The following is a 21080-nucleotide window of genomic DNA, read 5'->3' as shown; positions in this document are numbered from 1 at the left end:
GTTTCTTGTTGTTGGAGGCCCGAAAGGCGTCTTTCAGGCCTCGGTCTCGAAGCCGCTTCTAGTCGGAAAGCGGGGCCGGTTTCGGTAACGAGGAAATCGTGAGGTCGCCGCGCCAATCCTGCTGAGCCAGCCATCGGTGAAGTGCCGCGACCGCCTTCACGCGCAGATGTCCGCGTGGGACGACAAGATAGAAGCCCGGGACTTCCTCCGGCTTCATGTCGGCAATGGCGTCGCGGCCGATCGGCGCGACCAGCGTGCCCGCCCGGAAATCTTCCTCGGCATCGATGACGGAAACCAAGCCCACACCTATGCCTTGCAAGGTCGCCCGGCGCATGGTCGCGGCGTCGTCGAAGCTGATGCTGCGGTCGCCATCCGTCAGTTCCACGCCAAGGTGGCGCAATATGTCCGGCCACAGACGCTTCGACTTGACGGTGTCGAGCAACGTGAACTGTGTCAGATCATGCGCCGACTTGATCCTTTCGCCGATCGCCGGCGTGCAGCAGATGATCTTCGGATCCGGCACCAGCAACGTGGTTTCATAGTCGGACCAGTTGCCGTAGCCCCACTGGACCGTCATATCGATATCGTCGCGCCCGAAATCGGGCAGGTCGACCATGGTCGTCAGGCGCAGGTCCGCGCCCGGCAAGATTTCCCGGAACAACGAAAGCCGCGGCAGGAGATAATGCGTGGCGAAGTATGGGCTCGCATTCAGGTTGATGCGGTCCCGATAGTTCGACTTGGTGACGCGGCGAACGCCTTCGGCAAACTCGTTGAAGCCGGCTTTGACATAGTGCGACAGAAGAATGGCCGACTCGGTCAGTTCGATCGACCGGCCCTTACGCTCGAACAGCGTTACCTGGAGCGTATCCTCCAGAAGCTTGATCTGCTGTCCGACGGCCTGCGGCGTGACCAGCAATTCATCCGCCGCCTGCCGAAAGCTCTTGTGCTGCGCGACCGCGTGGAACACGCGCAGAGCATTCAGCGAGGGAAGGCGCAGCTTGCCGGTCATCGAAAATTCCGTTCCTTTCCCTGCTTGTGGCCCGGTCGGTCATGCACTGCCTCGGTCATGCACTGCCAGAGTTCAGTCGCCCGCGGCGAAAGAGACTTAGGCGTATATGTAACCACCTGAAACAATTACGTTTTCACCGGTCATGTAAGTGTTCTTGGGGCTGCCCGTCATCAGCACCCATTCGGCAATCTCCTTTGGCTCGGCACCGCGGCCGAGCGGGCTCGCCTTGGCCAGTTCCTCCAGGAAGCCGAGCGCTTTCGCCTTCTCCGTCGCCATGCCGGCCGGCGCCACCGAATTCACCAGAATGCCGTCCTTCGCCACGTGATGGGCAAAGGATCGGGTAAGGCTGACGACGGCGGCCTTGGTCGCCGCATAGTGAGCGTTCTGCGGATGCGCCTTGAAGGCGTCGACCGAGGTCAGGTTCACGATCCGGCCGCGGACGCGGCTCTTCGGCTCCTGCGATTGCATGTGGCGAACCGCCGCCACCATCATGTGGTAGGTGCCCTTGATGTTGATGCCGTTGGAGGCATCCCAGTCGGCGTCGGTGATTTCGAGGAGCGGGCGGCGAGGGTAGATCGCGGCACAATTGATCAGCGTGTCGACGCGCCCGAGTTTCGAAACGATCGCCTCGAATGCGGCGTGGCACTGTGGGCCTACCTGAATGTCGCAAAGGGCGGTCGCGGTAGGCAGTCCGCTGGCCTTCGCGGTCGCCAGCGCGGACTCGGCGGCTTCCTGGTTGATGTCGATGATGCCGATCTTTGCCGCTCCGGCCTCGACAGCCATCTCGGCTAAGAGGGCACCGAGGCCGGCACCACCGCCAACGATCAGAACGGAAAGATCTTTCATCCCAGTTTTCCTTACTTGGTACCGCTTGGCGAGGTTGGCCAAGTCGGCATGATGTCGAAACGGGTAACGTCGGCCCACGCGGGGAGCCCAAGCACAGCGACGACCATCCTGGCCACGTCATCCGGCTGCACCACTTTGCTGGCGTACATGGCTGCGCGCGCGTTGGCGTCGAGGATGTCCTGGTAGAGCTGCGTCTCGACACGGCCGGCAACGATCTCGGTGACGCGTACGCCCGATGGGGAGAGGTCGGCGCGCAGCGCTGCTGCAAAGCCTGATATCGCCGCCTTGGTCGCTGAATAGACGGCAATGTTGGAGTATGCCGCGTGGCCCGCTGTGGAGCCGGTGAACAATACATGCCCGGACTGCCGCTCGCGCATTTGCGGGACGACGAGGCGCGTGAGCAGGATTGCCGCGCTGAGGTTCACCTCGAGCGTGGTGTCGATGTCAGCGATCTTCATATCGGCGAAGTTGCCGAGCGGCGGCATGACCCCGGCATTGTTGATCAGCACGTCGATGGTGAGATCCGCCAGGGCCGCTTCCAGGGCCTCGCGGTCGGTGACGTCGACGGCAATCGGCACGATGCCGGGCCGCTGTGCCTGCAGCTCCTTGAGCGCGGCCTGGCTGCGCCCGACCGCATAGACGTCGTAGCCGGCGTCGCTCAGCGCGATCGCGATGGCCCGCCCTATGCCGCTCGTCGCACCGGTGATGAAGGCTGTCGTCACGTGGGCTTTCCTGATTGTCTGTTTTCAGTTTGCGGCCCGGGCCGATGCCGCGAAACCAAGAAAACCAGCAAAAAGGAAAGATAAACTTTCGAAAATTTCGGATGCCTCCAAAATCCGTTGGGGTGTTCGGATAACCGCAGCAGCCGAAAACCCAGGGAAACGCTGGCAAGCTGGCGCCTTCAGCCCTTGGGAAACCCGCGCAGCCGGTGACGGAACAAAAAACACGGCTTTCGCAACGGATGTCTAATTTTCAGCCCAGGCGCGCCGATGCGATCGAATTCGCGAGGCCTCATCCGCCTGTCGAGGCAGGCCTTTTCATGTCGGTGAAAAGTGAGGCCGCCGCCGCCTTCTGCTCGGCTTCGATTGCCTCCACGCCAGAGGCTCGGGCCAGGGCGCGCACCCGCCCGAGACTGTTGTGCAGGTGCTTGCGCATGGCCTGGCGGGCGGCGCGGCCATCCTGCCTTTCGATGGCGTCGACGATTGTCTTATGTTCGCTGTGTATGCGCGCGTAGTAGCTGTCCTTGAGTTCGGGCGTGACCAGATAGCCGAGCTGGAAGCGCGGCACGATCATCGGCCCGAGATAGCTTAGGAAACCGTGGATGAATTCATTTCGTGCCGCCTTGGCGATCGCCAGGTGGAAATCATAGTCGTAGTGGATCTGGACGACGGCGGGATCGGCCTGCTGGGCGTCGACCTGTTCCATCAAGGTGCGGATCGCGCTGGCTTCCGCATCGGTGCGCCGTTCCGCGCACAATCCTGCCGACTCCACCTCGACGCTCAACCTCAGCTCGAGCAGCGCAATGGTTTCCGGCAAGGTCCTGAGCGCTTCGTCCGGTATCGAGAAGTTGCGCGGCGCCGGCGTCTCGCTGACGAACATGCCGCGCCCCTGCTGCGGCACCACCAGGCCTTCGGAACGCAGTCGCGCCACAGCTTCCCGCACCACGGTGCGGCTGACATCGTACTCGGCGCAAAGCTCCGCCTCAGTCGGCAATTGCGCGCCGGGCAGCAGCTGTCCGGAACGGATCTTCTCGGACAGGCTCTCCGCCACGACGGTGGAAAGCGGCTTGCGCTTCGTCATCAGTCTCCCTCTCGCCAGATTCGGGATGATGCCCGAACCGGCAGGACCATTCAAACCGCCGCGGTGACGATCAGCTCGACCAGCATTCCGGGCTTCGCCATCCGTCCTTCGCCCGATGAGCGCGCCGGTGCGTGCTCCCCGGGCATCCAGGCGTCCCACACCGCATTGACCTCGTCGAAATCCCTGATGTCGTCCAGCCACATCTGCACATGAAGGATGCGGGTCTTGTCCGTGCCCGCCTTGCCAAGCAGCGCATCGATCTTGCCGAGCACCTCGCGCATCTGGTCGGCCGCGGACTGGCCGGGCCTCGCGACCTGGCCGGTGAGGTAGAGCGTGCCGTTATGGATGACGCCATGGTGGATGCGGGTATCGAAGTCGAAGCGCTGGATGTCGCTCACTGGCGGGATATTGATCACTGGATTATCCTTGTCAGATAGCCGGCGTTTGCCGGATGGGATTTCCCTGCAGATATTGTGCGTAAGGCGCCTGAACCAGCCAGCCGGCGTCGACCGGCAAGGTGACGCCGGTAATCGAAGCAGCGCGCTCCGAGCAGAGGAACAATGCCGCCTCGGCGACATCGCGCGGCTCGACGAAGCGTCGCAGTGCCGTGGTGGCCTGTATGGCTTCGGGGTTGCGTTCGCCCCTGGCGATCTTGGTCTTCAAACCATCGGAAAGTGTATAGCCAGGGGCGACCGCATTGACGCGAACGCCATGCGGGCCGAGTTCGGCGGCGAGGATCTGGGTCAGGGCCAGGACCGCATGCTTTCCCGGCGTGTAGGCCGGCAGCGACAGCGGCGCGAAAGAGGCGAGCGAGCCGACATTCAGGATCGCGCCTCGCCGGGCGGCCGACATCAGCCGGCCAAACACCTGGCACCCCAACAGCGTGCCGCGATAATTCACCCGCCACATCTTCTCGTCCTCGTCCAGATCCTGATCAAGGACGTACTTGCCGCTCTGCAAGATGCCGGCGCAGTTGACGACGACGTGAGGCGTGCCGAACCCGTCGCTGACAATCCGTGCCAGAGCCTCGACTGAGCCGCTATCTGCGACATCTGTCTGGACAAACAGCGCACGCGGCGCGCCCGCCGCCTGACAGGAGCCGGCCGCCTCATTGCCCCTCGTCGCATCCCGGCCGGAGACGACCACATGATAACCGTCTTCTGCGAAGCGCTGCGCGATAGCGCGTCCGATGCCGGAGGTGCCGCCGATGACGACGGCAGTCGGTGTCTCAGCCATGGCCGCGGTCCTTGCCTTCGATGTCGAAGAATTCGGACATCGCCCGGACCTGGAAATCCATCATCGGGCGTCCCGGTTGAACGCGGCAGCCGATCCCCTTGGCCGCCCGCAGCAGAGCGGTTTCCGCAGGCTCCATGATGATGTCCACGACCGTCATATCCGGGGTCAGCCGGCTGACGTCAAGCGGCAGCGGATCGCCGGCATGCATGCCGACAGGCGTGGCGTTGATCGCCATATGCATGCCGGAAGGCTCGGCCTCTCCGACCTGGATGCGGCATTTCGGGAACGCGCGGCCAACCAGCGCCGCCAGTTTCCCGGCGCGCGCCGTATCGATGTCGGTAAGGCGGATTTCGTCGGCGCCGGCTTCCGCGAGACAATAGGCGAGCGAGGCACCGGCGCCACCGGCACCGACTTGAAGAATGCGGCGGCCGGCGATCTGATGTCCGTTCGCCTTGAGCGCATCGATGAAGCCGACGCCGTCGAAATTGTCGGCATACCAGCTGCCATCCGGCAGCCGTCGCACCGAGTTGGCGCTTTCCACCCGCGCGGCGCGGTCATGCGCTGCGGAGCATTTGTGGTAGACCGCAACCTTGTACGGCACCGAGATGATCACGCCCCTGATATTCTCGGCTGCCGTGATGCCGGCCCAGAAGGTCTCGAAATCCTCCGGGCGGCAGCTCAAGGGCACCATGAGGCTGTCGAGGCCCTTCTGCTCGAAGATCTCGTTGAATATGCCGGGACTCTTGGCATGGGCCACGGGATGGGCCAGCATCACGAAGATCTCGGCCTTGCCGGTTCCGCGCATCGGTTTTTACTCCTTTTCTTTTGACAGTTCGTGGCCGCCGAGGATCTCCAGCGCCCGGACGAGAGACGAGTGATCGGCCTCGGCGCCACCTGGATGGGCCGAACAGGCATTCATCAGTTGCTGCGCCATGGCGGTGTTCGGCAGCGCCACGCCAAGGGCGCGGGCACTGTCAAGGGCCAGGTTGAGATCCTTCTGGTGGAGCTTGATGCGAAAGCCTGGGGCGAAGGTCCGGTCGATCATGCGCTGGCCATGCACTTCCAGGACGCGGGAAGCGGCGAAGCCACCCATCAGGGCGCCGCGAACCTTCGCCGGGTCGCACCCGGCCTTGCTGGCGAAGACAAGCGCTTCGGCCACGGCCTCGATGTTGAGCGCAACGATGATCTGGTTGGCGATCTTGCAGGTCTGCCCGGCGCCATTCTGCTCGCCGATCAAAGTGACGTTCTTGCCGAGTGTCTCAAAGATCGGCAGCGCCCGCTCGAACTCGGCGGCCGGGCCGCCGACCATGATGGTGAGGCTTGCCGCCTTGGCGCCGACCTCGCCGCCCGAGACCGGGGCGTCGAGGTAGCCGGCTCCCTTCTCTCGCAGTTTCGCCGCGAACGCCGCCGTGGCGATGGGGCTGATCGAGCTCATGTCGATGACCAGCTTGCCGGCTGACAGTCCTTCCAGGACGCCGTCCTCGCCCAACAGGACGCGTTCGACGTCAGGCGTGTCGGGCAGCATGGTGACGACGATCTCGGACCCCCGTGCCACTTCGGCGGCGGACGCGACCACCGATGCGGTCAGGCCCTGCGGCAGAGGGGAGCGATTGAGAACGGTGACGATCTCATGCCCGGCATCGGCCAGGTGACGCGCCATCGGTGCTCCCATGACGCCAAGCCCGATGAACCCGATCCTCATTCTCCAGCTCCCATTCGAAAGTCCGTACATCGCATCTTGCAGCGTTTTGTAGCCATATGATATAGGACATCATACAAATTTCAACCAGATGATTGGAGACGATCGCAAGATGCAAGAACGCCTCAACACGCTGAAAGCCGCCACCGCGGCTGGCCGGGCTCACATCGGCATCTGGTGCTCGCTGGCTGCGGCGCTCACCACGGAGATCGTCGCCGGCTCTGGAGCCGATTGGGTTCTGATCGACGGCGAGCACAGCCCCAACCATCTGCGCAGCATCATGGCGCAGCTTCAGGTGATGGGCGGCTTCGACAGCGAGGCTGTCGTCAGGCTGCCCTCCGACGATCCCAATCTGATCAAGCAGGCGCTGGATATCGGCGCACGCAGCCTGATGATCCCCAATGTACGAACCGCCGATCAGGCCCGCGCCATCGTCGCGGCCATGACCTATGCGCCCGGCGGATTTCGCGGCTTCTCGGTCGGTCACCGCGCCAACGCCTTCGGCCGCATCGCCGGCTACCACGCCAAGGCGCGTGAGCAGCAACTTCTCGCCGTGCAGATCGAGGATCAATTGGGCGTGGCGAATGCCGCCGAGATCGCGGCGGTCGACGGCGTCGACGTTCTCTTCGTCGGTCCCGGCGATCTTTCCACCAATATGGGCGCGATGGGCAATCCCGGCGCGGCACATGTCCAGGAGGCAATCTCGTCCGTGCGCAAGGCCGCGACGGCGGCAGGCAAGGCAAGCGGCATCCTGGCGCCGGCGAAGGCCGATGCCGACCGCTACCTTGCCGAAGGCTTCACCATGGTTGCCGTCGGTTCGGACCTTGGCCTTCTTGCGCGGGGCTCGGATGCCCTGATCGCTTTGTTCAACCAGTAGCTTGGAGTCGGAGCCATGGGGATCCCGCCTTACAAAGCGCCATCGCGCAACGCCTACGACATCGTCATCGTCGGCGGAGCGGTTGTCGGCTCGTCCACGGCCTACTGGCTGAGCCAGGCGCTGGGCAGCGGTGCCTCGATCCTCGTGGTCGAGCGCGATAGCAGTTACGAGTTTTCATCGACGGCGCTGTCCACCAGCGCGATCCGGCAGCAATATTCCAATCCGATCAATGTGAAGATCAGCCAGTTCGGCATCGAGGTCATCCGCACCTTCCAGGAGCGCATGGCACCCTTCTACAGGGACGAGCCGGCGCCCGACCTCGGCTTCAAGGAGCATGGATATCTTTACTGCTGTTCACCCGACGGCGTCGAAGCGGCCCGCGAGCGCGTCGATCTGCAGCGCAGTTTTGGGGCCCACACAGTGTTCCTCGAGCCGGGCCCGCTGAAGGATCGCTTCCCCTGGCTCAATGTGGAGGATCTCGGCGGCGGTTCCTGGGGGGCTCGGGAAGAGGGCTGGTTCGATTCCGTGGGGCTGATGAACGGTTTCCGCCGAGCCGCCCGCGCCAGCGGCGTCGAGTATATCGACAATGCAGCGACAGGGCTGGATATTGCCGATGGACGGGTCATCTCGGTGCGCCTCGCGACCGGACAGACGGTTCGTTGCGGAACATTGGTCAACGCCGCGGGCCCGCGCGCGCAGCAGGTGGCAGCCATGGCCGGCCTGTCGATCCCGGTCGCGCCCTACAAGCGCTACAGCTTCGTCTTCGCCAGCGCCAACCCGATCCCCGGCCGGATGCCCAATGTCATCGACCTTTCCGGAACATTCGTGCGTCCCGAAGGCGAGCTTTTTCTCACCGGCAACACGCCGCAGGGCGACGGACCGGCCGGCTACGACGACTTTGAAATGCACCATGAAGAGTTCGACGACTACATCTGGCCGGCACTCTGGCACCGCATTCCGTCTTTCGACGCACTCAAGGTCCAGACCAGTTGGACCGGCCACTACGAGTACAACATGCTCGACCACAACGGCATCGTCGGCTTCCACCCGCAGGTGACCAATTTCATGTTTGCCAACGGCTTCTCGGGGCACGGGCTGCAACAGTCGCCAGCCGTGGGCCGGGGAGTTTCAGAACTTATCGTTCACGGGGCTTTCCAGACGCTCGATCTCTCGCCATTCTGTTACGAACGCATAGAGCGCAACGAGCCGTTCCTCGAGGAAGCGGTGATCTAGGGCGAGACGATCGACCACCCCGTTTTGATTTGGCGATGCAATTCACTACGGGACGTCGGTCGTGTTCGAGATTGCACCAAGCACAAGCGCCCCGGTTGTCCTCCTGGCCTCGAGATCGCGATGAGCGTCGGCAGCCTGCGCCAGATCATATTGCCTGGGCGCGCCGATCTTGATCACACCTAGGTGCAAACTGGCGGAGAGAGCGGGATTCGAACCCGCGTTACGGTCTCCCGTAAACACACTTTCCAGGCGTGCGCCTTCAACCACTCGGCCACCTCTCCGTCCATGCATGTCACGTCGGCCGGTTTTGCCGCGCGGGTTGGGGAGATGCACCTCCCTTGGGGCAAGGCGGAACTTCCGCCATCGGCGCCGCCAACCAGCGAACGCCCTTCCCCGCACCTGAGCCGTCGAAGCAACAGGCGCGGGGCTCATCTAGTCGATCCGGCGCCGAATGCCAAGCCATATCAGCCGTCTATTCGCTTTGCCGGCCACACAGTGTTTCACAAGGCGGCCGGCATGCCCGTTTTTACGGGCGCCGCCGCTGCAATGGTGTGCACAGGCACGACCGCCGGGCCGGCCGCCCTTGACTTCCCCCGGAGTTGCCTGTCGGGTGCCGAGGCTTTGCGGGGGCATTGTGCGGACATGACATCGAGCAATGGACAGACGCCAGTCAGGCGGCCGGACAGCGGGCTTTCCTTCGTGCCGGTGGGCTGGCTCGTCTTCGTCATGGCGTGGTCGGTCTACGGCCTGATCTCCGTCTGGCCCGCGGTCGGCGCCACCGGCCTGCCAGACAGCGTGTTTTACCTTGTCTATGGCGGGCTCGCCGTCGACATCGTCACCATCCTGTGGGGGCTTTACCTGCTCGGCCTCGCCTTCGGCCGCTCGGCCCGTTTCCCGCGCCAGTTCACCATCTGGCAGGTCGCCACAATCATCTGGCTGGTGGCCTGGCAGGCCTGTGCACTGACGATTTCGGATTTCGTCTTTTCGGGCCAGGCGCTTGCCATCACCGCTGCTCAAATCGCCATCGGGTTCCTCTGCATCTATCTGCTGCGCCGTGGATCCGAAGCCGATGCCGTTTATGTCAATCCGGAAACCGAAAGCCCGCCTGTCTTCGTCTCGGTCGTCGCCGCGCTGCTCGGCATCGTCCTGGGCGCGGTCATCGGCGCCGTGGGCGGATTCGCCATCGGCTCGGTGATCGCTGATGCCACCAAGATGAGCTGTTTCGAGGGCGCCTGCGGCTATTTCGCCGTGTTCACCGGCTTGGCCGGCCTGGTGATCGGCGCCATTGGCGGCGGCGTTTTTGCCGTCTGGCGTGTCCATCGGCGCAAAAGGGAGCCGGCCGCATAGCGCAGGGCAACGGATCCGGGTTCACCCGGTCTTTGAAGACTTGGCCGGCACGTCGGTTTGCGAGGCACCAAACGCAAAAACCCGCCTGTGCGGCGGGTCGTCGGCGCAAATCAGCACCCCGCCAAATTGTTAGCATAGCTGCCCTCACATGTCAATGAAGAGCTACCCAACCGACTGTCGTCCGGCCTTCTGTTGACCTGAGTTTGGAGTCTGCAAATTCGCGTATGGCGATTGCGATCCAGCCATGCGCATTCTATCTCTGAAAGGCCCCTCGGGAGGGGACCAGCCCGGAGGAGGGTTCTAATGTTTCGCTTCGTCTTTCGTCTTGCCGCAATGATCGCGCTGTCGATTTCCGTCATCATGGCGGTGCTCGACGCGACACGCACCGTGGCGGCCTCCGTGCTGGTGCTGACCCCGCTCAACACCAGTTGGCTGGCGGTCTCGCCCGACACGAGGGCCGCCTTCGAAACCTTCATCCGAACCAAGGCCAGCCCGCTGCTGTGGGACGGCGCCGTCGCCTGGGTGCTGAACCAGCCGGGCTTCGCCGTGTTCGCGGTGCTGGCTTTCCTGCTCTATGCGATAGGCTACAGGCGGCCACCGCGTGCTGGGCAGTTCGCCGCCACCTAGAGCATCGGACCCAAAAGCGGTTGCCGGTTTTGGGAATCCGATGCTCAAACAAAGCCGCCGTCATGCGGCTTCTTGCGTTTCACCCGGAGAGGAGCCGCGCATGTTCTTTCTCAGCGACATGCTGAACAAGAAGCTCAATCTGCCGAAGCCCTCCGAGGCCCTGCCGGGCCGCGCCAGGGCGATCCCGACCGCATCCAGACACAAGGTCTTGAAAAGATCGCTCAAAGGTCCTTATCCCGAGAGGCTGGAGACGGCGATGTTCGGACTGGGCTGCTTCTGGGGAGCGGAGCGGCTGTTCTGGCAGATCGAAGGCGTCTGGGTCACCGCGGCCGGCTATTCGGGCGGCTTCACGCCCAATCCGACCTATCAGGAGACCTGCACAGGGCTTACCGGCCACGCCGAAGTGGTGCTGGTGGTCCATGACCCCGAGATCGTCTCCTATGCTGGGCTTCTGAAGCTGTTCTGGGAAAGCCACGACCCCACGCAGGGCATGCGCCAGGGCAATGATGTCGGCACCACCTATCGCTCCGCGATCTACACGAGCGACGAGGCGCAATTGCGGGCGGCGAGCGCCTCGCGCGATGCGTATGAGACCTCGCTGCGCGGTGCCGGCCACGGCAGGATCACCACCGAGATCGCGCCGGCGGCCGAATTCTACTTCGCAGAAGCCGATCACCAGCAATATCTGGCGAAGAACCCTTACGGCACGTGCAACCTCAAAGGCACCGGCGTCGCTTGCGCCATCCCTGCCGCCGCCTCCGCCTGACACTTGGCGCAAGGACAAGCTGCGGTGCGGCTTGTCCGCACCAAGCTTTTCCAAAAGGTCAAAATTCCGCGTGAATTTTGTTTCGGGCCATGCCAGATTGCCGCCGAGCGGGAGGGAATACACTCCTGGCTGACGTCGTATGCCTGCCGGAGAACCGGGCCGGCATGCGGTGCATAACGGAAAAAATAACCGACAGGGTGTGGATCACATGAAACGTATCGTTCTCGGCCTCCTGGCCGCAACCGCAATGGTTCTTCCGGCTTTCGCCGCGGATGTCCAGCCGGCCATCCTCTATGATCTCGGCGGCAAGTTCGACAAATCCTTCAACGAGGCTGCCTACAACGGCGCCGAGAAATTCAAGACGGAAACCGGCACGGCCTACGTCGAATTCGAGGTCTCCAATGCCTCGCAGCGTGAGCAGGCGCTGCGCCGCTTCGCCGAGGACGGCCGCAACCCGATCGTCATGGCCGGCTTTGCCTGGACGGACGCGCTGACCAAGGTCGCCGCCGAATACCCCGACCTGAACTTCGCCATCATCGACGACCAGGTCGATCTGCCGAACGTGCGGTCGCTGAAGTTCAAGGAACAGGAGGGCTCCTACCTCGTCGGCATCCTGGCGGCGATGGCCTCTAAGTCCAAGAAGGTCTCCTTCGTTGGCGGCATGGATATCCCGCTGATCCGCAAGTTCGAATGCGGCTATGTCGGCGGCGCCAAGTCGGCTGGTGCGACTGATGTCATCCAGAACATGACCGGCGACACGCCGGCTGCCTGGAACGATCCGGCCAAGGGCGGCGAGATCGCCAAAACGCAGATCGACCAGGGCTCCGACGTGATCTACGCCGCGGCAGGCGGCACCGGCGTCGGCGTGCTGCAGGCGGCGGCAGATGCCGGCAAGCTCGGCATCGGCGTCGATTCCAACCAGAACGGGCTGCAGCCGGGCAAGGTGCTGACCTCGATGCTGAAGCGCGTCGACGTCGCCGTCTACACCGCCTTCATGGACGGCAAGAACGGCACCTTCAAGGGCGGAGTCGAGAATCTGGGCCTCAAGGAAGGCGGCGTCGACTACGCCATGGACGACAACAACAAGGCGCTGGTGACGGACGAGATGAAGGCGGCCGTCGAAAAGGCCAAGGCCGACATCATTGCCGGCAAGGTCGAAGTACACGACTATACGGCTGACAACGCTTGCCCCTATTGAGCGGCACGAACACACAGACATGATCTGCAAACCGCCGGGCGCCAGCCCGGCGGTTTTGCCTTTATCAGTTCGAGCGAAACGTTCGCTCCGTGCCGGCCACCGTTTCGGGATACAGATGCAGCCGAAGATCGCACCCATGGGCGAGCACGACGTAGCAGCGGTAGCCCAGCTGCGCCTGGCCACGTTTTTCGAGGGAACCGGAAGGACGCTCGGGGAAGATGCGGCAGGGCTTCGTGGCTTGATCGCCGGTGATGGCTTCGAGGCGGAATTCGTGGCCCGGATCGGCGACACCCCGGTCGGGACATGCCTGCTGGTCCGCCACGAACTGGAGCCCGCACATGATCTGACGCCGTGGCTGGCCGGGTTGGTTGTCGATGCAAGATATCGACGCCGAGGCATCGCCACCGCGCTGGTCAAGGCAACGGAAGCCCATGCGGCGTCACGGGGCGTCGAGATGCTCCATCTCTACACATGGGATGCGCGTGATTTCTACGCGGCTCTCGGCTGGAATACCGTTGAGATAAGCGGCTCGGACGGCGAGAAGATGGCGATGATGTCGCGCCGGCCTCGCCTATAGCAGCTTCGCGACGAGACAGCCCAGCGCGAACGCCACCATCAGCCCGGCGGCAACGACAACTCCGCGCCGGCCGCCAAGCGCGTGCACGCCAATGCCGTATGGTGGCCGGGACAGGCTTCGGATCACCGTGCGCGGTTTGACCTCATTGCCGCCGAGCTCGACGCTGCGCATCTGAGGTAACTCGGCTAGGCGTTGGGTAACCAGTTCCCAATGCCTGCCAGGCAGCAGGCCGCGTTTTCCGTAACGGTCGAAGAAATACATCTGCTCGGCAAGTCGCGCGACCGCGTCGCGGAAGGCGGGATCGACCTCCAGGTCACGTTCGGCCCGTTCGCGGTCTTTGTCGTTCATAAGACCGAGCACATATTCGCCGGCCCGCGCGATGCGATCGCTTTCACTGACCAAGGCGTGCACCTTCCCTTTTTCCTCACCAGTGCGGTGGCTTGGTTACCGGCACTTCATCTCCTGTCTGCTCCTCCAGCGCCAGGAAGCGATCCGTCAGCGCGTCGAGCTTGCGCTGCATGCGCTCGATCACCTTCCACTGCTCGGCGATCTGGCCGGACAGTTCCTCGATGGTCTTCTCCTGCTCGGCGGCGCGTATTTCCAGCGTCGTCAGCCGGTCGGCGGGCATGATCATGTGAATTCCCCAATCTTCGCCGCGATGTCGTTGACCGCGATGTCTTGCGCCGTGATGCGAATTTCGGCTCCGTCATACTAGCGAATGTGAAGGCCCCGGCCACGTTGCAAATTGACAAGCGCACCGGGATTTGTCGAGAGTGAACCTGCTCCGCAATTGGCACGGGCGGAGCGTCATGCTAGGCGTTTTGACCAAGCGATAAAAAAATAAGAGTGGGACAGGCTGCATGGCGCAAGCCGCAATCGAGTTGATCGGCATCAACAAGAGCTTTGGTGCGGTGCGCGCCAACCGGGACATTAATCTTGAGATCGGTCGCGGCACGATCCACGGCATTGTCGGCGAGAACGGAGCTGGCAAGTCGACGCTGATGTCGATCCTCTACGGCTTCTACCAGGCCGACAGCGGCGAAATCCGCGTTGGCGGCCAGCCGGCCTCGATCAAGACCCCCAATGACGCCATCGCGCTCGGCATCGGCATGGTGCATCAGCACTTCATGCTGGTCGACAATTTCACGGTGCTGGAGAACGTCATCCTAGGCGCCGAAAGCGATGCGCTCTTGAAGAAGAGCATCGCCAAGGCGCGCTCCGAACTGGAGCGGCTGGAGCGTGAATACGGGCTAGAAGTCGATCCCGATGCAATCATCGAGGAGCTGCCGGTCGGCCTGCAGCAGCGGGTGGAGATCCTGAAGGCGCTCTATCGCGGCGCCGAGATCCTGATCCTCGACGAGCCGACGGGCGTGCTGACGCCGGCCGAGGCCGACCACCTGTTCCGCATCCTCGGGCAATTGAAAGACCAGGGCAAGACGGTGGTGCTGATCACCCACAAATTGCGCGAGATCATGGCCATCACCGACACCGTGTCGGTGATGCGCCAGGGCACGATGGTGGCGACGCGCGAAACCAGGAAGACGACTGTCGAGGAACTGGCCGAGCTGATGGTCGGGCGGCGCGTGCTCTTGCGGGTCGAGAAGGGCGAGGCCGAGGCCGGCGCCGTCAAGCTCGCTGTCAAGAACCTGACGGTGAAGGATACGCGCGGCGTAACCATGGTCGACGACATCTCCTTCGATATCAGGGCCGGCGAGATCGTCGGCATCGCCGGTGTCGCCGGCAACGGACAATCCGAACTGCTCGAGGCGATTTCCGGCATCAGGCGTGCGGTGTCCGGCTCGGTCATGCTCGACGGCAAGCCGATCGACCTGACCGGTGCGGCCGACCCGGGCGAACTGCGCGACCGCGGCCTGGCGCATGTGCCGGAGGACCGTCATCACGTCGGCCTGGTGCTGGCCTTCGAGGAGAACGAGAATTCGATCCTCGGCTATCACGATGATCCCCGCTATTTGAAGGGGCCGTTCCTCAACATCGATGCCATCCGCAACGATGCCAGGGACAAGATCGCCAAATACGACATCCGCCCGGCCGACTGCCGGCTGAAGACCGCTAATTTCTCCGGCGGCAACCAGCAGAAGATCGTGCTGGCGCGGGAGATGGAACAGGACCCTGGTGTTCTGATCGTTGGCCAGCCGACACGCGGCGTCGATGTCGGCGCCATCGAATTCATCCACAAGCGCCTGATCGCCATGCGCGACCAGGGCAAGGCGGTGCTGGTGGTGTCGGTCGAGCTGGACGAGATCCGTTCGCTGTCCGACCGTATCCTGGTGATGTTTGCCGGCCGCATCGTCGGCGAGCGCGGTCCCGAAGCGACCGAGGGCGAACTCGGCCTGCTGATGGCTGGCATCGAGCACCAGGAGGCAGCACTTTGAGCGCGCCTTACGCCAAACTGCCGGCCTGGGCCGACTATGGCCTGATCCCGCTGATCAATCTGTTCGTCGCCTTCGTCGTCGCCGGCTTCGTCGTGCTTCTGGTCGGCGAGAATCCGTTGCGCGCAGCCGTCATCCTGGTCGAGGGCGCCTTCGGCAAAGGCACAGGCATCGCCTTCACCCTCTTTTATGCCACCACCTTCATCTTCACCGGGCTTTCGGTGGCGGTGGCCGCGCATTGCGGCCTGTTCAACATCGGCACCGAAGGGCAGGCCTACATCGCCGGCCTCGGCATCGCCATCGTCTGCCTGAGCTTCGACAGCACACTGCCATGGTGGCTGACCTTCCCGCTGGCGATCATTGCCGCGGCGGCGGTCGGCGCATTGTGGGCGCTCATCCCGGCCTATCTGCAGGCCAAGCGTGGCTCGCACATCGTCATCACCACCATCATGTTCAACTTCATCGCCGCCTCGATCATGGTTTACCTGCTGGTCGGCCCGTTGAAGCCAGCCGCCTCGCAAGCGCCGCAGACGCGTAACTTCCTCGCCGGCGCGGAATTGCCCAAGCTCAACTGGATCATCGAGCTGTTCGGCGCCAAGATCCGTTCGGCGCCGCTCAATGTCACCTTCCTGCTGGCGCTGGTCATGGCCTTCCTGGTCTGGCTGCTGATCTGGCGCACCAAGCTCGGCTATGAAATGCGCACCTACGGTCACAGCCCGAAAGCGGCACGCTATGCCGGCATCTCCGAAACCCGCATCATCATCACCGCCATGATGATCTCGGGCGGGCTGGCCGGCATGATGGCACTCAATCCGGTGATGGGCGATCAGCACAATGTCGCCATCGACTTCGTTTCCGGCGCCGGCTTCGTCGGCATCGCCGTGGCGCTGATGGGCCGCCTGCACCCTGTCGGCATCGTGCTGGCGGCGATCCTGTTCGGCATGCTCTACCAGGGCGGCGCCGAACTCGCCTTCGAGATGCCGGCGATCAGCCGCGACATGATCGTCATCATTCAAGGCCTGGTGATCCTGTTTGCCGGTGCCCTCGAGCACATGTTCCGGCCCTACATCCAGGCGCTGTTCGCCTCGTTCAGTCCGCGATCGGTGGGCATGGAAGCGGTCAAGGGGAAAGGTGCCTGAGATGGATGTGTTCAACGCGATCATCCAGACACTGGACTCCACCATCCGCCTTTCGGTGCCGCTGCTGCTTGCCTGCCTCGCCGGCCTCTATTCGGAACGCGCCGGCATCTTCGACATCGGTCTCGAAGGCAAGATGCTGGTCGGCGCCTTCGCCGGTGCGGCCGCCGCTTCCGTGTTCCATTCGGCCTTTCTCGGCCTCGGCATGGCGATCCTGATCTCGGTCGCCTTTGCCATGATCCACGGTTTTGCCTCGATCACCCATCGCGGCAACCAGATCGTCTCCGGCGTGGCGATCAATTTCATCGCCGCCGGCTCGACCATCATCCTCGGCCAGGCCTGGTTCCAGCAGGGCGGGCGCACGCCGGCGCTGCAACCGGGCGAGCGCTTCGAGGCCATCACCTTGCCGGGCGCCGAGGCCATCCGCGGCGTTCCGATCATCGGACCGATCTATGCCGAGCTCCTGTCGGGCCACTCGATCCTGGTCTATCTTGCCTTCCTGATGGTGCCGTTCACCTGGTGGGTGCTGTTTCGCACCCGTTTTGGCCTCAGGCTGCGCGCCGTAGGCGAGAACCCGGCCGCCGTCGATACTGCCGGCATATCGGTCGCCTGGCTGCGCTACAGGGCGCTGATCTGCACCGGCATCCTCACCGGCATTGCCGGCGCCTACCTGTCGATGGTGCAAAATGGCGGCTTCGTGAAGGACATGACCGCCGGCAAGGGCTATATCGCGCTGGCAGCCTTGATCTTTGCCAAGTGGAAGCCGGTCAACGCCATGTTCGCCTGCCTTCTGTTCGGCTTCCTGGACGCGGCGTCGATCCGCCTGCAGGGATCACCGCTGCCCATCATCGGCAAGGTGCCGGCGCAGTTCATGCAGGCGCTGCCCTACATCCTCACCGTCATCCTGCTCGCCGGCTTCATCGGCAAGGCAATCCCGCCACGTGCCGGCGGCGTGCCTTATGTCAAGGAACGTTGAGCGGCAGGTCGGCTTTGCGCCGGGTTTTGAACACGATCATCGGAGAGAACACCTGAATGTCGCATGATCTGTTCGAGGCCGCCAAGGCCGCCATGGCCAGGGCCTACGCGCCCTATTCTAAGTTTCCGGTCGGCGCTGCCTTGCGCACCGAGGACGGGCGCGTCTTTACCGGCGCCAACATCGAAGTAGCCTCCTATCCGGAAGGCTGGTGCGCCGAGACCACGGCGCTCGGCCACTACATCATGGGCGGCGGCGGCAAGATCGTGGAAATCGCCGTCATCGCCGAACGCATGGCGAAATGCTCGCCTTGCGGCGGCTGCCGACAGCGGCTGGCCGAATTCTGCCGGCCGGAAACAAAGCTCTATCTCTGCGACAATGCAGGTGTGGCCGAGACCGTGACCATGGGCGACATGCTGCCCTACGGCTTCCGCGGCGATATTTTGAAATGAACAACGGGCTCAAATGAACAGCTGGCAGCGATGACGGAAAAAGCCCTGGATCATATCGTCGAAAGGCTGGACGGCTTGGCGCCCGCCACGGCACTGGTGCTCGGTTCGGGCCTCGGCGGTCTGGTCGACCAGATCGAGGGCCCGATCCGCATCTCCTATGCCGACCTGCCCGGTTTTCCCAGAAGCGGTGTCACCGGACATGCCGGCGAGGTGGTGGCGGGGCTGTTTGCCGGCGTGCCGGTGCTGATGCTGTCGGGCCGCGCCCATTACTACGAGCACGGCGTTGCCGCGGCGATGCGGCCGGTGCTGGAAGTGCTTGCCGGCATCGGCATCACGAAACTGATCCTCACCAATGCCGCCGGATCGGTCGATCCGGACATGCCGCCGGGCTCGGTGATGCTGATATCGGACCACATCAATTTCTCGGGCACCAATCCGCTGATCGGCGAACCAAGCGACCGGCGTTTCGTCGGCCTGACTGAAGCCTATGATGCCGGCATCCGCCAGGCCATCGAACGGGCGGCAAATGCGACCGGCACCACCCTGCACAAGGGCGTCTATATGTGGTTCTCCGGCCCATGCTTCGAAACGCCGGCCGAAATCCGCATGGCGCGCATCATGGGCGCCAATGCGGTCGGCATGTCGACCGTACCGGAGGTCATTCTCGCCCGCTTCCTCGGACTGCGCGTCGCCGCCTGTTCGGTCATCACCAATTTGGCGGCCGGCATGACCGGGGCCGAGCTATCGCACCAGGAGACCAAGGACATGGCACCGGTCGGCGGCGCGCGGCTGGCGACGATCCTGCAGCGCGTGTTCCACGACGGACTGCTGGAGACCTGATGCTTCCCCAGGAAATCATCCGCCGCAAGCGCGATGGCCTCAGGCTGTCGGAAGAGGAGATCGCCGGCTTCGTCGCGGGCGTGACGTCGGGCGCCGTCACCGATGGCCAGGCCGGCGCCTTCGCCATGGCGGTGTTCTTCAACGGCATGAACCGCGACGAGGCCGTGGCGCTCACGCTGGCGATGCGCGATTCCGGCGACGTGCTCGACTGGTCGGACCTGCCCGGCCCGGTCACCGACAAGCATTCGACCGGCGGCGTCGGCGACAATGTCTCGCTGATGCTGGCGCCGATCGTCGCCGCCTGCGGCGCCTATGTACCGATGATCTCGGGCCGCGGCCTTGGCCACACCGGCGGCACGCTTGACAAGATGGATGCCATCCCCGGCTACATCAGCCAGCCCGACGTCGCGCTGTTTCGCAAGGCGGTGCTCGAAACAGGCTGTGCCATCATCGGCCAGACCGCCGACCTCGCGCCCGCCGATCGACGGCTCTACGCGATCCGCGACGTCTCCGGCACGGTCGAATCGGTGCCGCTGATCACCTCTTCGATCCTGTCGAAGAAGCTGGCGGCCGGGCTGCAATCGCTGGTGCTCGACGTCAAGGTCGGCAACGGCGCCTTCATGGAAAAATCGCGCGACGCCACCGCACTCGCCAACAGCCTGGTTGAGATCGCCAACGGCGCCGGACTAAAGGCTTCGGCGTTGATCACCGGCATGAACGAGCCCTTGGCGTCGGCCGCCGGCAACGCCGTCGAGGTGCGCAACGCCGTTGATTTCCTCACCGGCCGGTATCGTGACCGTCGGCTCGAGGACGTGACGCTGGCGCTGGCCGCCGAAATGCTGCAGTCGGCCGGGCTGGTGTCGTCCAACCAGGATGGCATGCGGCGCGCCACCGAGACACTCGCCAGCGGCCGCGCCGCCGCCACCTTCGCACGCATGGTGGCCGCGCTTGGCGGCCCCGCCGATTTCATCGAGAAACCGGAAAAGTATCTGCCGGCGGCGGCGATCGAATTTGCCGTCAAGGCGACCGCAAACGGCTTCGTCACCGGCATCGCCACCCGCGATATCGGGCTCGCCGTGGTCGGCCTGGGAGGTGGACGCACGCGGCCGGACGACAAGATCGACCCCGCGGTCGGCATCACCAGGCTGTTGCCGGTCGGTGCGGAGGTTGGGGCCGGCGAGACGCTGGCGCTGATCCATGCCCGCTCATCGGCCGATGCCGAGGCCGCCGCGGCTACCGTGCTTTCGGCCTATACGGTCGGCGCCTCGAAGCCGCCCGCCGACAAGTCGGTCATCCGGCGGATTCTGCCGCGCGGCTGAAGCAATTCCAGGAAAAGTGGTGGACCGGTTTTCCCGGGAAAGCGCATAGCGCTTTGCTTGGAAATTGCGGAAAACGAATAGCCTTACTGGACGAGCAGCAGCGTGCCGTTCTCGACCTGGTATTTGTCGAGCCGGTTGAGAAAGCTCATGCCGATCAGATTGGTGCGCAGCGCCCTGTCGTCGAGCACGATGGTCTGGACGTCATTGACCGTGATGTTGCCGATCTGCAGGCGGTCGATCATGGCCACGGCCGCCTTGATGGTGCCGTTGGCCGTGTTGACCTCGTGGCTGAAGTCCGAAGCATTCAGCGACAAGCCGATTCGGCGTGCCGTCGACATGTTGATGGCGACCAGCGTGGCGCCGGTGTCGATCATGCCGTCGACCTGGCGCCCGTTGAACTTGAAAGCCGATGAGAAATGTCCGCGCTCGTCTGCCGCGACGACCACCTTGCGGCCCATCGGCAGCGGGGCCGCGGGCTTGTTGGGCACCGATGCCAGATTGACGTCTGGTTGGGCTTCGACCGTTTGTTTGCCCGGCACCGCCGACCTCAGCAGGTTTTCGACGAGTTGCGGATTGGACTGATACACGATCGGTATCGATGCCGATGAACCGGCGAAAACGGCGAGGATCAGAAGTTTGCGCAGCATGGATCGGCCTCGCCGCATGACCCCCGGAAATCGGGATCGATTTTCGGAAAGGCTCACGCGCAAATCAAAGTGCTACAGCGTCCTTTGCGCGTCCGAACTGGACGCGCG

The 21080-nt window shown here is 63.7% G+C and carries 25 protein-coding genes and 1 tRNA gene; 14 read left to right on the top strand and 12 right to left on the bottom strand.

Features of this window, described 5'->3' with window-relative positions; genetic code table 11:
• Positions 1 to 58: 58 nt before the first annotated feature.
• The 3 genes from EN749_RS06925 to EN749_RS06915 all read right to left on the bottom strand — a co-directional run bounded on the left by EN749_RS06925 (position 59) and on the right by EN749_RS06915 (position 2577).
• A complete protein-coding gene (locus EN749_RS06925) occupies positions 59 to 1009 on the bottom strand; it encodes a LysR substrate-binding domain-containing protein (RefSeq protein WP_023810154.1) in 951 nt (316 codons plus the stop codon).
• 96 nt (positions 1010 to 1105) lie between these two features.
• A complete protein-coding gene (locus EN749_RS06920; protein WP_127397377.1) occupies positions 1106 to 1855 on the bottom strand; it encodes an SDR family oxidoreductase in 750 nt (249 codons plus the stop codon).
• 11 nt (positions 1856 to 1866) lie between these two features.
• Positions 1867 to 2577, bottom strand: a complete 711-nt coding sequence (locus EN749_RS06915; protein ID WP_127321703.1) for an SDR family oxidoreductase — start codon at positions 2575 to 2577, stop codon at positions 1867 to 1869.
• On the opposite strand from EN749_RS06915, the gene EN749_RS06910 reads away from it, so the two are divergent.
• A complete protein-coding gene (locus EN749_RS06910; RefSeq protein WP_128362823.1) occupies positions 2561 to 2824 on the top strand; it encodes a hypothetical protein in 264 nt (87 codons plus the stop codon). The two genes, EN749_RS06915 and EN749_RS06910, sit on opposite strands and share 17 nt — an antisense overlap.
• A gap of 42 nt (positions 2825 to 2866) precedes the next feature.
• Here EN749_RS06910 and EN749_RS06905 read toward each other — a convergent pair whose 3' ends face one another.
• From EN749_RS06905 to EN749_RS06885, 5 genes are read right to left on the bottom strand one after another with little or no spacing between them, the layout of a single operon-like run.
• Positions 2867 to 3655 (bottom strand): FadR/GntR family transcriptional regulator, encoded by a 789-nt coding sequence (locus EN749_RS06905; protein WP_164749433.1) that lies wholly within the window; start codon positions 3653 to 3655, stop codon positions 2867 to 2869.
• A 50-nt stretch (positions 3656 to 3705) separates the two neighbouring features.
• Positions 3706 to 4053: a RidA family protein gene (locus EN749_RS06900; RefSeq protein WP_023810158.1), complete on the bottom strand. Its 348-nt coding sequence runs from the start codon at positions 4051 to 4053 to the stop codon at positions 3706 to 3708.
• 31 nt (positions 4054 to 4084) lie between these two features.
• Positions 4085 to 4891 carry an SDR family oxidoreductase gene (locus EN749_RS06895; RefSeq protein ID WP_127268819.1) on the bottom strand — a complete coding sequence of 269 codons (807 nt, stop codon included), beginning with the start codon at positions 4889 to 4891 and terminating at the stop codon, positions 4085 to 4087.
• Positions 4884 to 5696, bottom strand: a complete 813-nt coding sequence (locus EN749_RS06890; protein ID WP_127268820.1) for a shikimate dehydrogenase — start codon at positions 5694 to 5696, stop codon at positions 4884 to 4886. Before EN749_RS06890 ends, EN749_RS06895 begins: the two co-directional genes overlap by 8 nt.
• Positions 5697 to 5702: 6 nt before the next feature.
• Positions 5703 to 6593: a 2-hydroxy-3-oxopropionate reductase gene (locus tag EN749_RS06885; RefSeq protein ID WP_127395398.1), complete on the bottom strand. Its 891-nt coding sequence runs from the start codon at positions 6591 to 6593 to the stop codon at positions 5703 to 5705.
• Between the two features lie 109 nt (positions 6594 to 6702).
• On the opposite strand from EN749_RS06885, the gene EN749_RS06880 reads away from it, so the two are divergent.
• Positions 6703 to 7467 (top strand): HpcH/HpaI aldolase/citrate lyase family protein, encoded by a 765-nt coding sequence (locus tag EN749_RS06880; protein WP_128362822.1) that lies wholly within the window; start codon positions 6703 to 6705, stop codon positions 7465 to 7467.
• 15 nt (positions 7468 to 7482) lie between these two features.
• Positions 7483 to 8700, top strand: coding sequence for an FAD-dependent oxidoreductase (locus EN749_RS06875; protein ID WP_128362821.1), 1218 nt, complete (start codon positions 7483 to 7485; stop codon positions 8698 to 8700).
• A 191-nt stretch (positions 8701 to 8891) separates the two neighbouring features.
• On the opposite strand, the gene EN749_RS06870 is transcribed toward EN749_RS06875, so the two are convergent.
• Positions 8892 to 8981, bottom strand: a tRNA-Ser gene (locus tag EN749_RS06870).
• 361 nt (positions 8982 to 9342) lie between these two features.
• Here EN749_RS06870 and EN749_RS06865 point away from each other — a divergent pair.
• The 5 genes from EN749_RS06865 to EN749_RS06845 all read left to right on the top strand — a co-directional run bounded on the left by EN749_RS06865 (position 9343) and on the right by EN749_RS06845 (position 13215).
• A complete protein-coding gene (locus EN749_RS06865; protein ID WP_245481871.1) occupies positions 9343 to 10047 on the top strand; it encodes a hypothetical protein in 705 nt (234 codons plus the stop codon).
• Positions 10048 to 10350: 303 nt separating this feature from the next.
• Positions 10351 to 10674, top strand: coding sequence for a hypothetical protein (locus EN749_RS06860; RefSeq protein ID WP_127266916.1), 324 nt, complete (start codon positions 10351 to 10353; stop codon positions 10672 to 10674).
• Positions 10675 to 10774: 100 nt separating this feature from the next.
• On the top strand, positions 10775 to 11440 hold the full coding sequence (gene msrA / locus EN749_RS06855; RefSeq protein ID WP_128362820.1) for a peptide-methionine (S)-S-oxide reductase MsrA: 666 nt from the start codon (positions 10775 to 10777) through the stop codon (positions 11438 to 11440).
• Between the two features lie 208 nt (positions 11441 to 11648).
• A complete protein-coding gene (locus tag EN749_RS06850; protein WP_128362819.1) occupies positions 11649 to 12638 on the top strand; it encodes a BMP family ABC transporter substrate-binding protein in 990 nt (329 codons plus the stop codon).
• 115 nt (positions 12639 to 12753) lie between these two features.
• On the top strand, positions 12754 to 13215 hold the full coding sequence (locus EN749_RS06845) for a GNAT family N-acetyltransferase (RefSeq protein WP_128362818.1): 462 nt from the start codon (positions 12754 to 12756) through the stop codon (positions 13213 to 13215).
• On the opposite strand, the gene EN749_RS06840 is transcribed toward EN749_RS06845, so the two are convergent.
• A complete protein-coding gene (locus tag EN749_RS06840) occupies positions 13210 to 13617 on the bottom strand; it encodes a hypothetical protein (RefSeq protein WP_127322635.1) in 408 nt (135 codons plus the stop codon). The genes EN749_RS06845 and EN749_RS06840 overlap by 6 nt on opposite strands.
• A gap of 22 nt (positions 13618 to 13639) precedes the next feature.
• Positions 13640 to 13846 carry a SlyX family protein gene (locus EN749_RS06835; protein ID WP_189367407.1) on the bottom strand — a complete coding sequence of 69 codons (207 nt, stop codon included), beginning with the start codon at positions 13844 to 13846 and terminating at the stop codon, positions 13640 to 13642.
• 229 nt (positions 13847 to 14075) lie between these two features.
• On the opposite strand from EN749_RS06835, the gene EN749_RS06830 reads away from it, so the two are divergent.
• The 6 genes from EN749_RS06830 to deoA are packed head-to-tail and all read left to right on the top strand — an operon-like array spanning position 14076 to position 20325.
• Positions 14076 to 15608, top strand: coding sequence for an ABC transporter ATP-binding protein (locus tag EN749_RS06830; RefSeq protein ID WP_127328351.1), 1533 nt, complete (start codon positions 14076 to 14078; stop codon positions 15606 to 15608).
• Positions 15605 to 16744, top strand: a complete 1140-nt coding sequence (locus tag EN749_RS06825) for an ABC transporter permease (RefSeq protein WP_023812577.1) — start codon at positions 15605 to 15607, stop codon at positions 16742 to 16744. Before EN749_RS06830 ends, EN749_RS06825 begins: the two co-directional genes overlap by 4 nt.
• 1 nt (position 16745) lies before the next feature.
• Positions 16746 to 17717: an ABC transporter permease gene (locus tag EN749_RS06820; protein WP_127266924.1), complete on the top strand. Its 972-nt coding sequence runs from the start codon at positions 16746 to 16748 to the stop codon at positions 17715 to 17717.
• Positions 17718 to 17773: 56 nt separating this feature from the next.
• A complete protein-coding gene (cdd, locus tag EN749_RS06815; protein WP_023812575.1) occupies positions 17774 to 18166 on the top strand; it encodes a cytidine deaminase in 393 nt (130 codons plus the stop codon).
• A 30-nt stretch (positions 18167 to 18196) separates the two neighbouring features.
• Positions 18197 to 19006, top strand: a complete 810-nt coding sequence (locus tag EN749_RS06810) for a purine-nucleoside phosphorylase (protein WP_128362817.1) — start codon at positions 18197 to 18199, stop codon at positions 19004 to 19006.
• On the top strand, positions 19006 to 20325 hold the full coding sequence (gene deoA / locus EN749_RS06805) for a thymidine phosphorylase (protein ID WP_127395408.1): 1320 nt from the start codon (positions 19006 to 19008) through the stop codon (positions 20323 to 20325). Before EN749_RS06810 ends, deoA begins: the two co-directional genes overlap by 1 nt.
• An 83-nt stretch (positions 20326 to 20408) precedes the next feature.
• Here deoA and EN749_RS06800 read toward each other — a convergent pair whose 3' ends face one another.
• A complete protein-coding gene (locus EN749_RS06800; RefSeq protein ID WP_128288350.1) occupies positions 20409 to 20972 on the bottom strand; it encodes a TIGR02281 family clan AA aspartic protease in 564 nt (187 codons plus the stop codon).
• Positions 20973 to 21080: the final 108 nt, after the last annotated feature.

The organism is Mesorhizobium sp. M7A.F.Ca.ET.027.02.1.1 (assembly GCF_004022985.1).
GTDB lineage: Bacteria > Pseudomonadota > Alphaproteobacteria > Rhizobiales > Rhizobiaceae > Mesorhizobium.
The sequence above is the reverse complement of the archived record's forward strand: the minus strand, read 5'-3'. Positions and strand labels throughout refer to the sequence as shown.

Excerpts from the sequence above, each read along its gene's own strand:
- EN749_RS06920 (WP_127397377.1), bottom strand. The coding sequence starts at position 1,855 with ATGAAAGATCTTTCCGTTCTGATCGTTGGCGGTGGTGCCGGCCTCGGT.
- EN749_RS06845 (WP_128362818.1), top strand. The coding sequence starts at position 12,754 with ATGCAGCCGAAGATCGCACCCATGGGCGAGCACGACGTAGCAGCGGTA.
- EN749_RS06890 (WP_127268820.1), bottom strand. The coding sequence starts at position 5,696 with ATGCGCGGAACCGGCAAGGCCGAGATCTTCGTGATGCTGGCCCATCCC.
- msrA (WP_128362820.1), top strand. The coding sequence starts at position 10,775 with ATGTTCTTTCTCAGCGACATGCTGAACAAGAAGCTCAATCTGCCGAAG.
- EN749_RS06875 (WP_128362821.1), top strand. The coding sequence starts at position 7,483 with ATGGGGATCCCGCCTTACAAAGCGCCATCGCGCAACGCCTACGACATC.
- EN749_RS06925 (WP_023810154.1), bottom strand. The coding sequence starts at position 1,009 with ATGACCGGCAAGCTGCGCCTTCCCTCGCTGAATGCTCTGCGCGTGTTC.
- EN749_RS06895 (WP_127268819.1), bottom strand. The coding sequence starts at position 4,891 with ATGGCTGAGACACCGACTGCCGTCGTCATCGGCGGCACCTCCGGCATC.
- EN749_RS06910 (WP_128362823.1), top strand. The coding sequence starts at position 2,561 with ATGAAGGCTGTCGTCACGTGGGCTTTCCTGATTGTCTGTTTTCAGTTT.
- EN749_RS06880 (WP_128362822.1), top strand. The coding sequence starts at position 6,703 with ATGCAAGAACGCCTCAACACGCTGAAAGCCGCCACCGCGGCTGGCCGG.
- EN749_RS06820 (WP_127266924.1), top strand. The coding sequence starts at position 16,746 with ATGGATGTGTTCAACGCGATCATCCAGACACTGGACTCCACCATCCGC.
- EN749_RS06850 (WP_128362819.1), top strand. The coding sequence starts at position 11,649 with ATGAAACGTATCGTTCTCGGCCTCCTGGCCGCAACCGCAATGGTTCTT.
- deoA (WP_127395408.1), top strand. The coding sequence starts at position 19,006 with ATGCTTCCCCAGGAAATCATCCGCCGCAAGCGCGATGGCCTCAGGCTG.
- EN749_RS06810 (WP_128362817.1), top strand. The coding sequence starts at position 18,197 with ATGACGGAAAAAGCCCTGGATCATATCGTCGAAAGGCTGGACGGCTTG.
- EN749_RS06800 (WP_128288350.1), bottom strand. The coding sequence starts at position 20,972 with ATGCTGCGCAAACTTCTGATCCTCGCCGTTTTCGCCGGTTCATCGGCA.
- cdd (WP_023812575.1), top strand. The coding sequence starts at position 17,774 with ATGTCGCATGATCTGTTCGAGGCCGCCAAGGCCGCCATGGCCAGGGCC.
- EN749_RS06860 (WP_127266916.1), top strand. The coding sequence starts at position 10,351 with ATGTTTCGCTTCGTCTTTCGTCTTGCCGCAATGATCGCGCTGTCGATT.
- EN749_RS06885 (WP_127395398.1), bottom strand. The coding sequence starts at position 6,593 with ATGAGGATCGGGTTCATCGGGCTTGGCGTCATGGGAGCACCGATGGCG.
- EN749_RS06830 (WP_127328351.1), top strand. The coding sequence starts at position 14,076 with ATGGCGCAAGCCGCAATCGAGTTGATCGGCATCAACAAGAGCTTTGGT.
- EN749_RS06905 (WP_164749433.1), bottom strand. The coding sequence starts at position 3,655 with ATGACGAAGCGCAAGCCGCTTTCCACCGTCGTGGCGGAGAGCCTGTCC.
- EN749_RS06865 (WP_245481871.1), top strand. The coding sequence starts at position 9,343 with ATGACATCGAGCAATGGACAGACGCCAGTCAGGCGGCCGGACAGCGGG.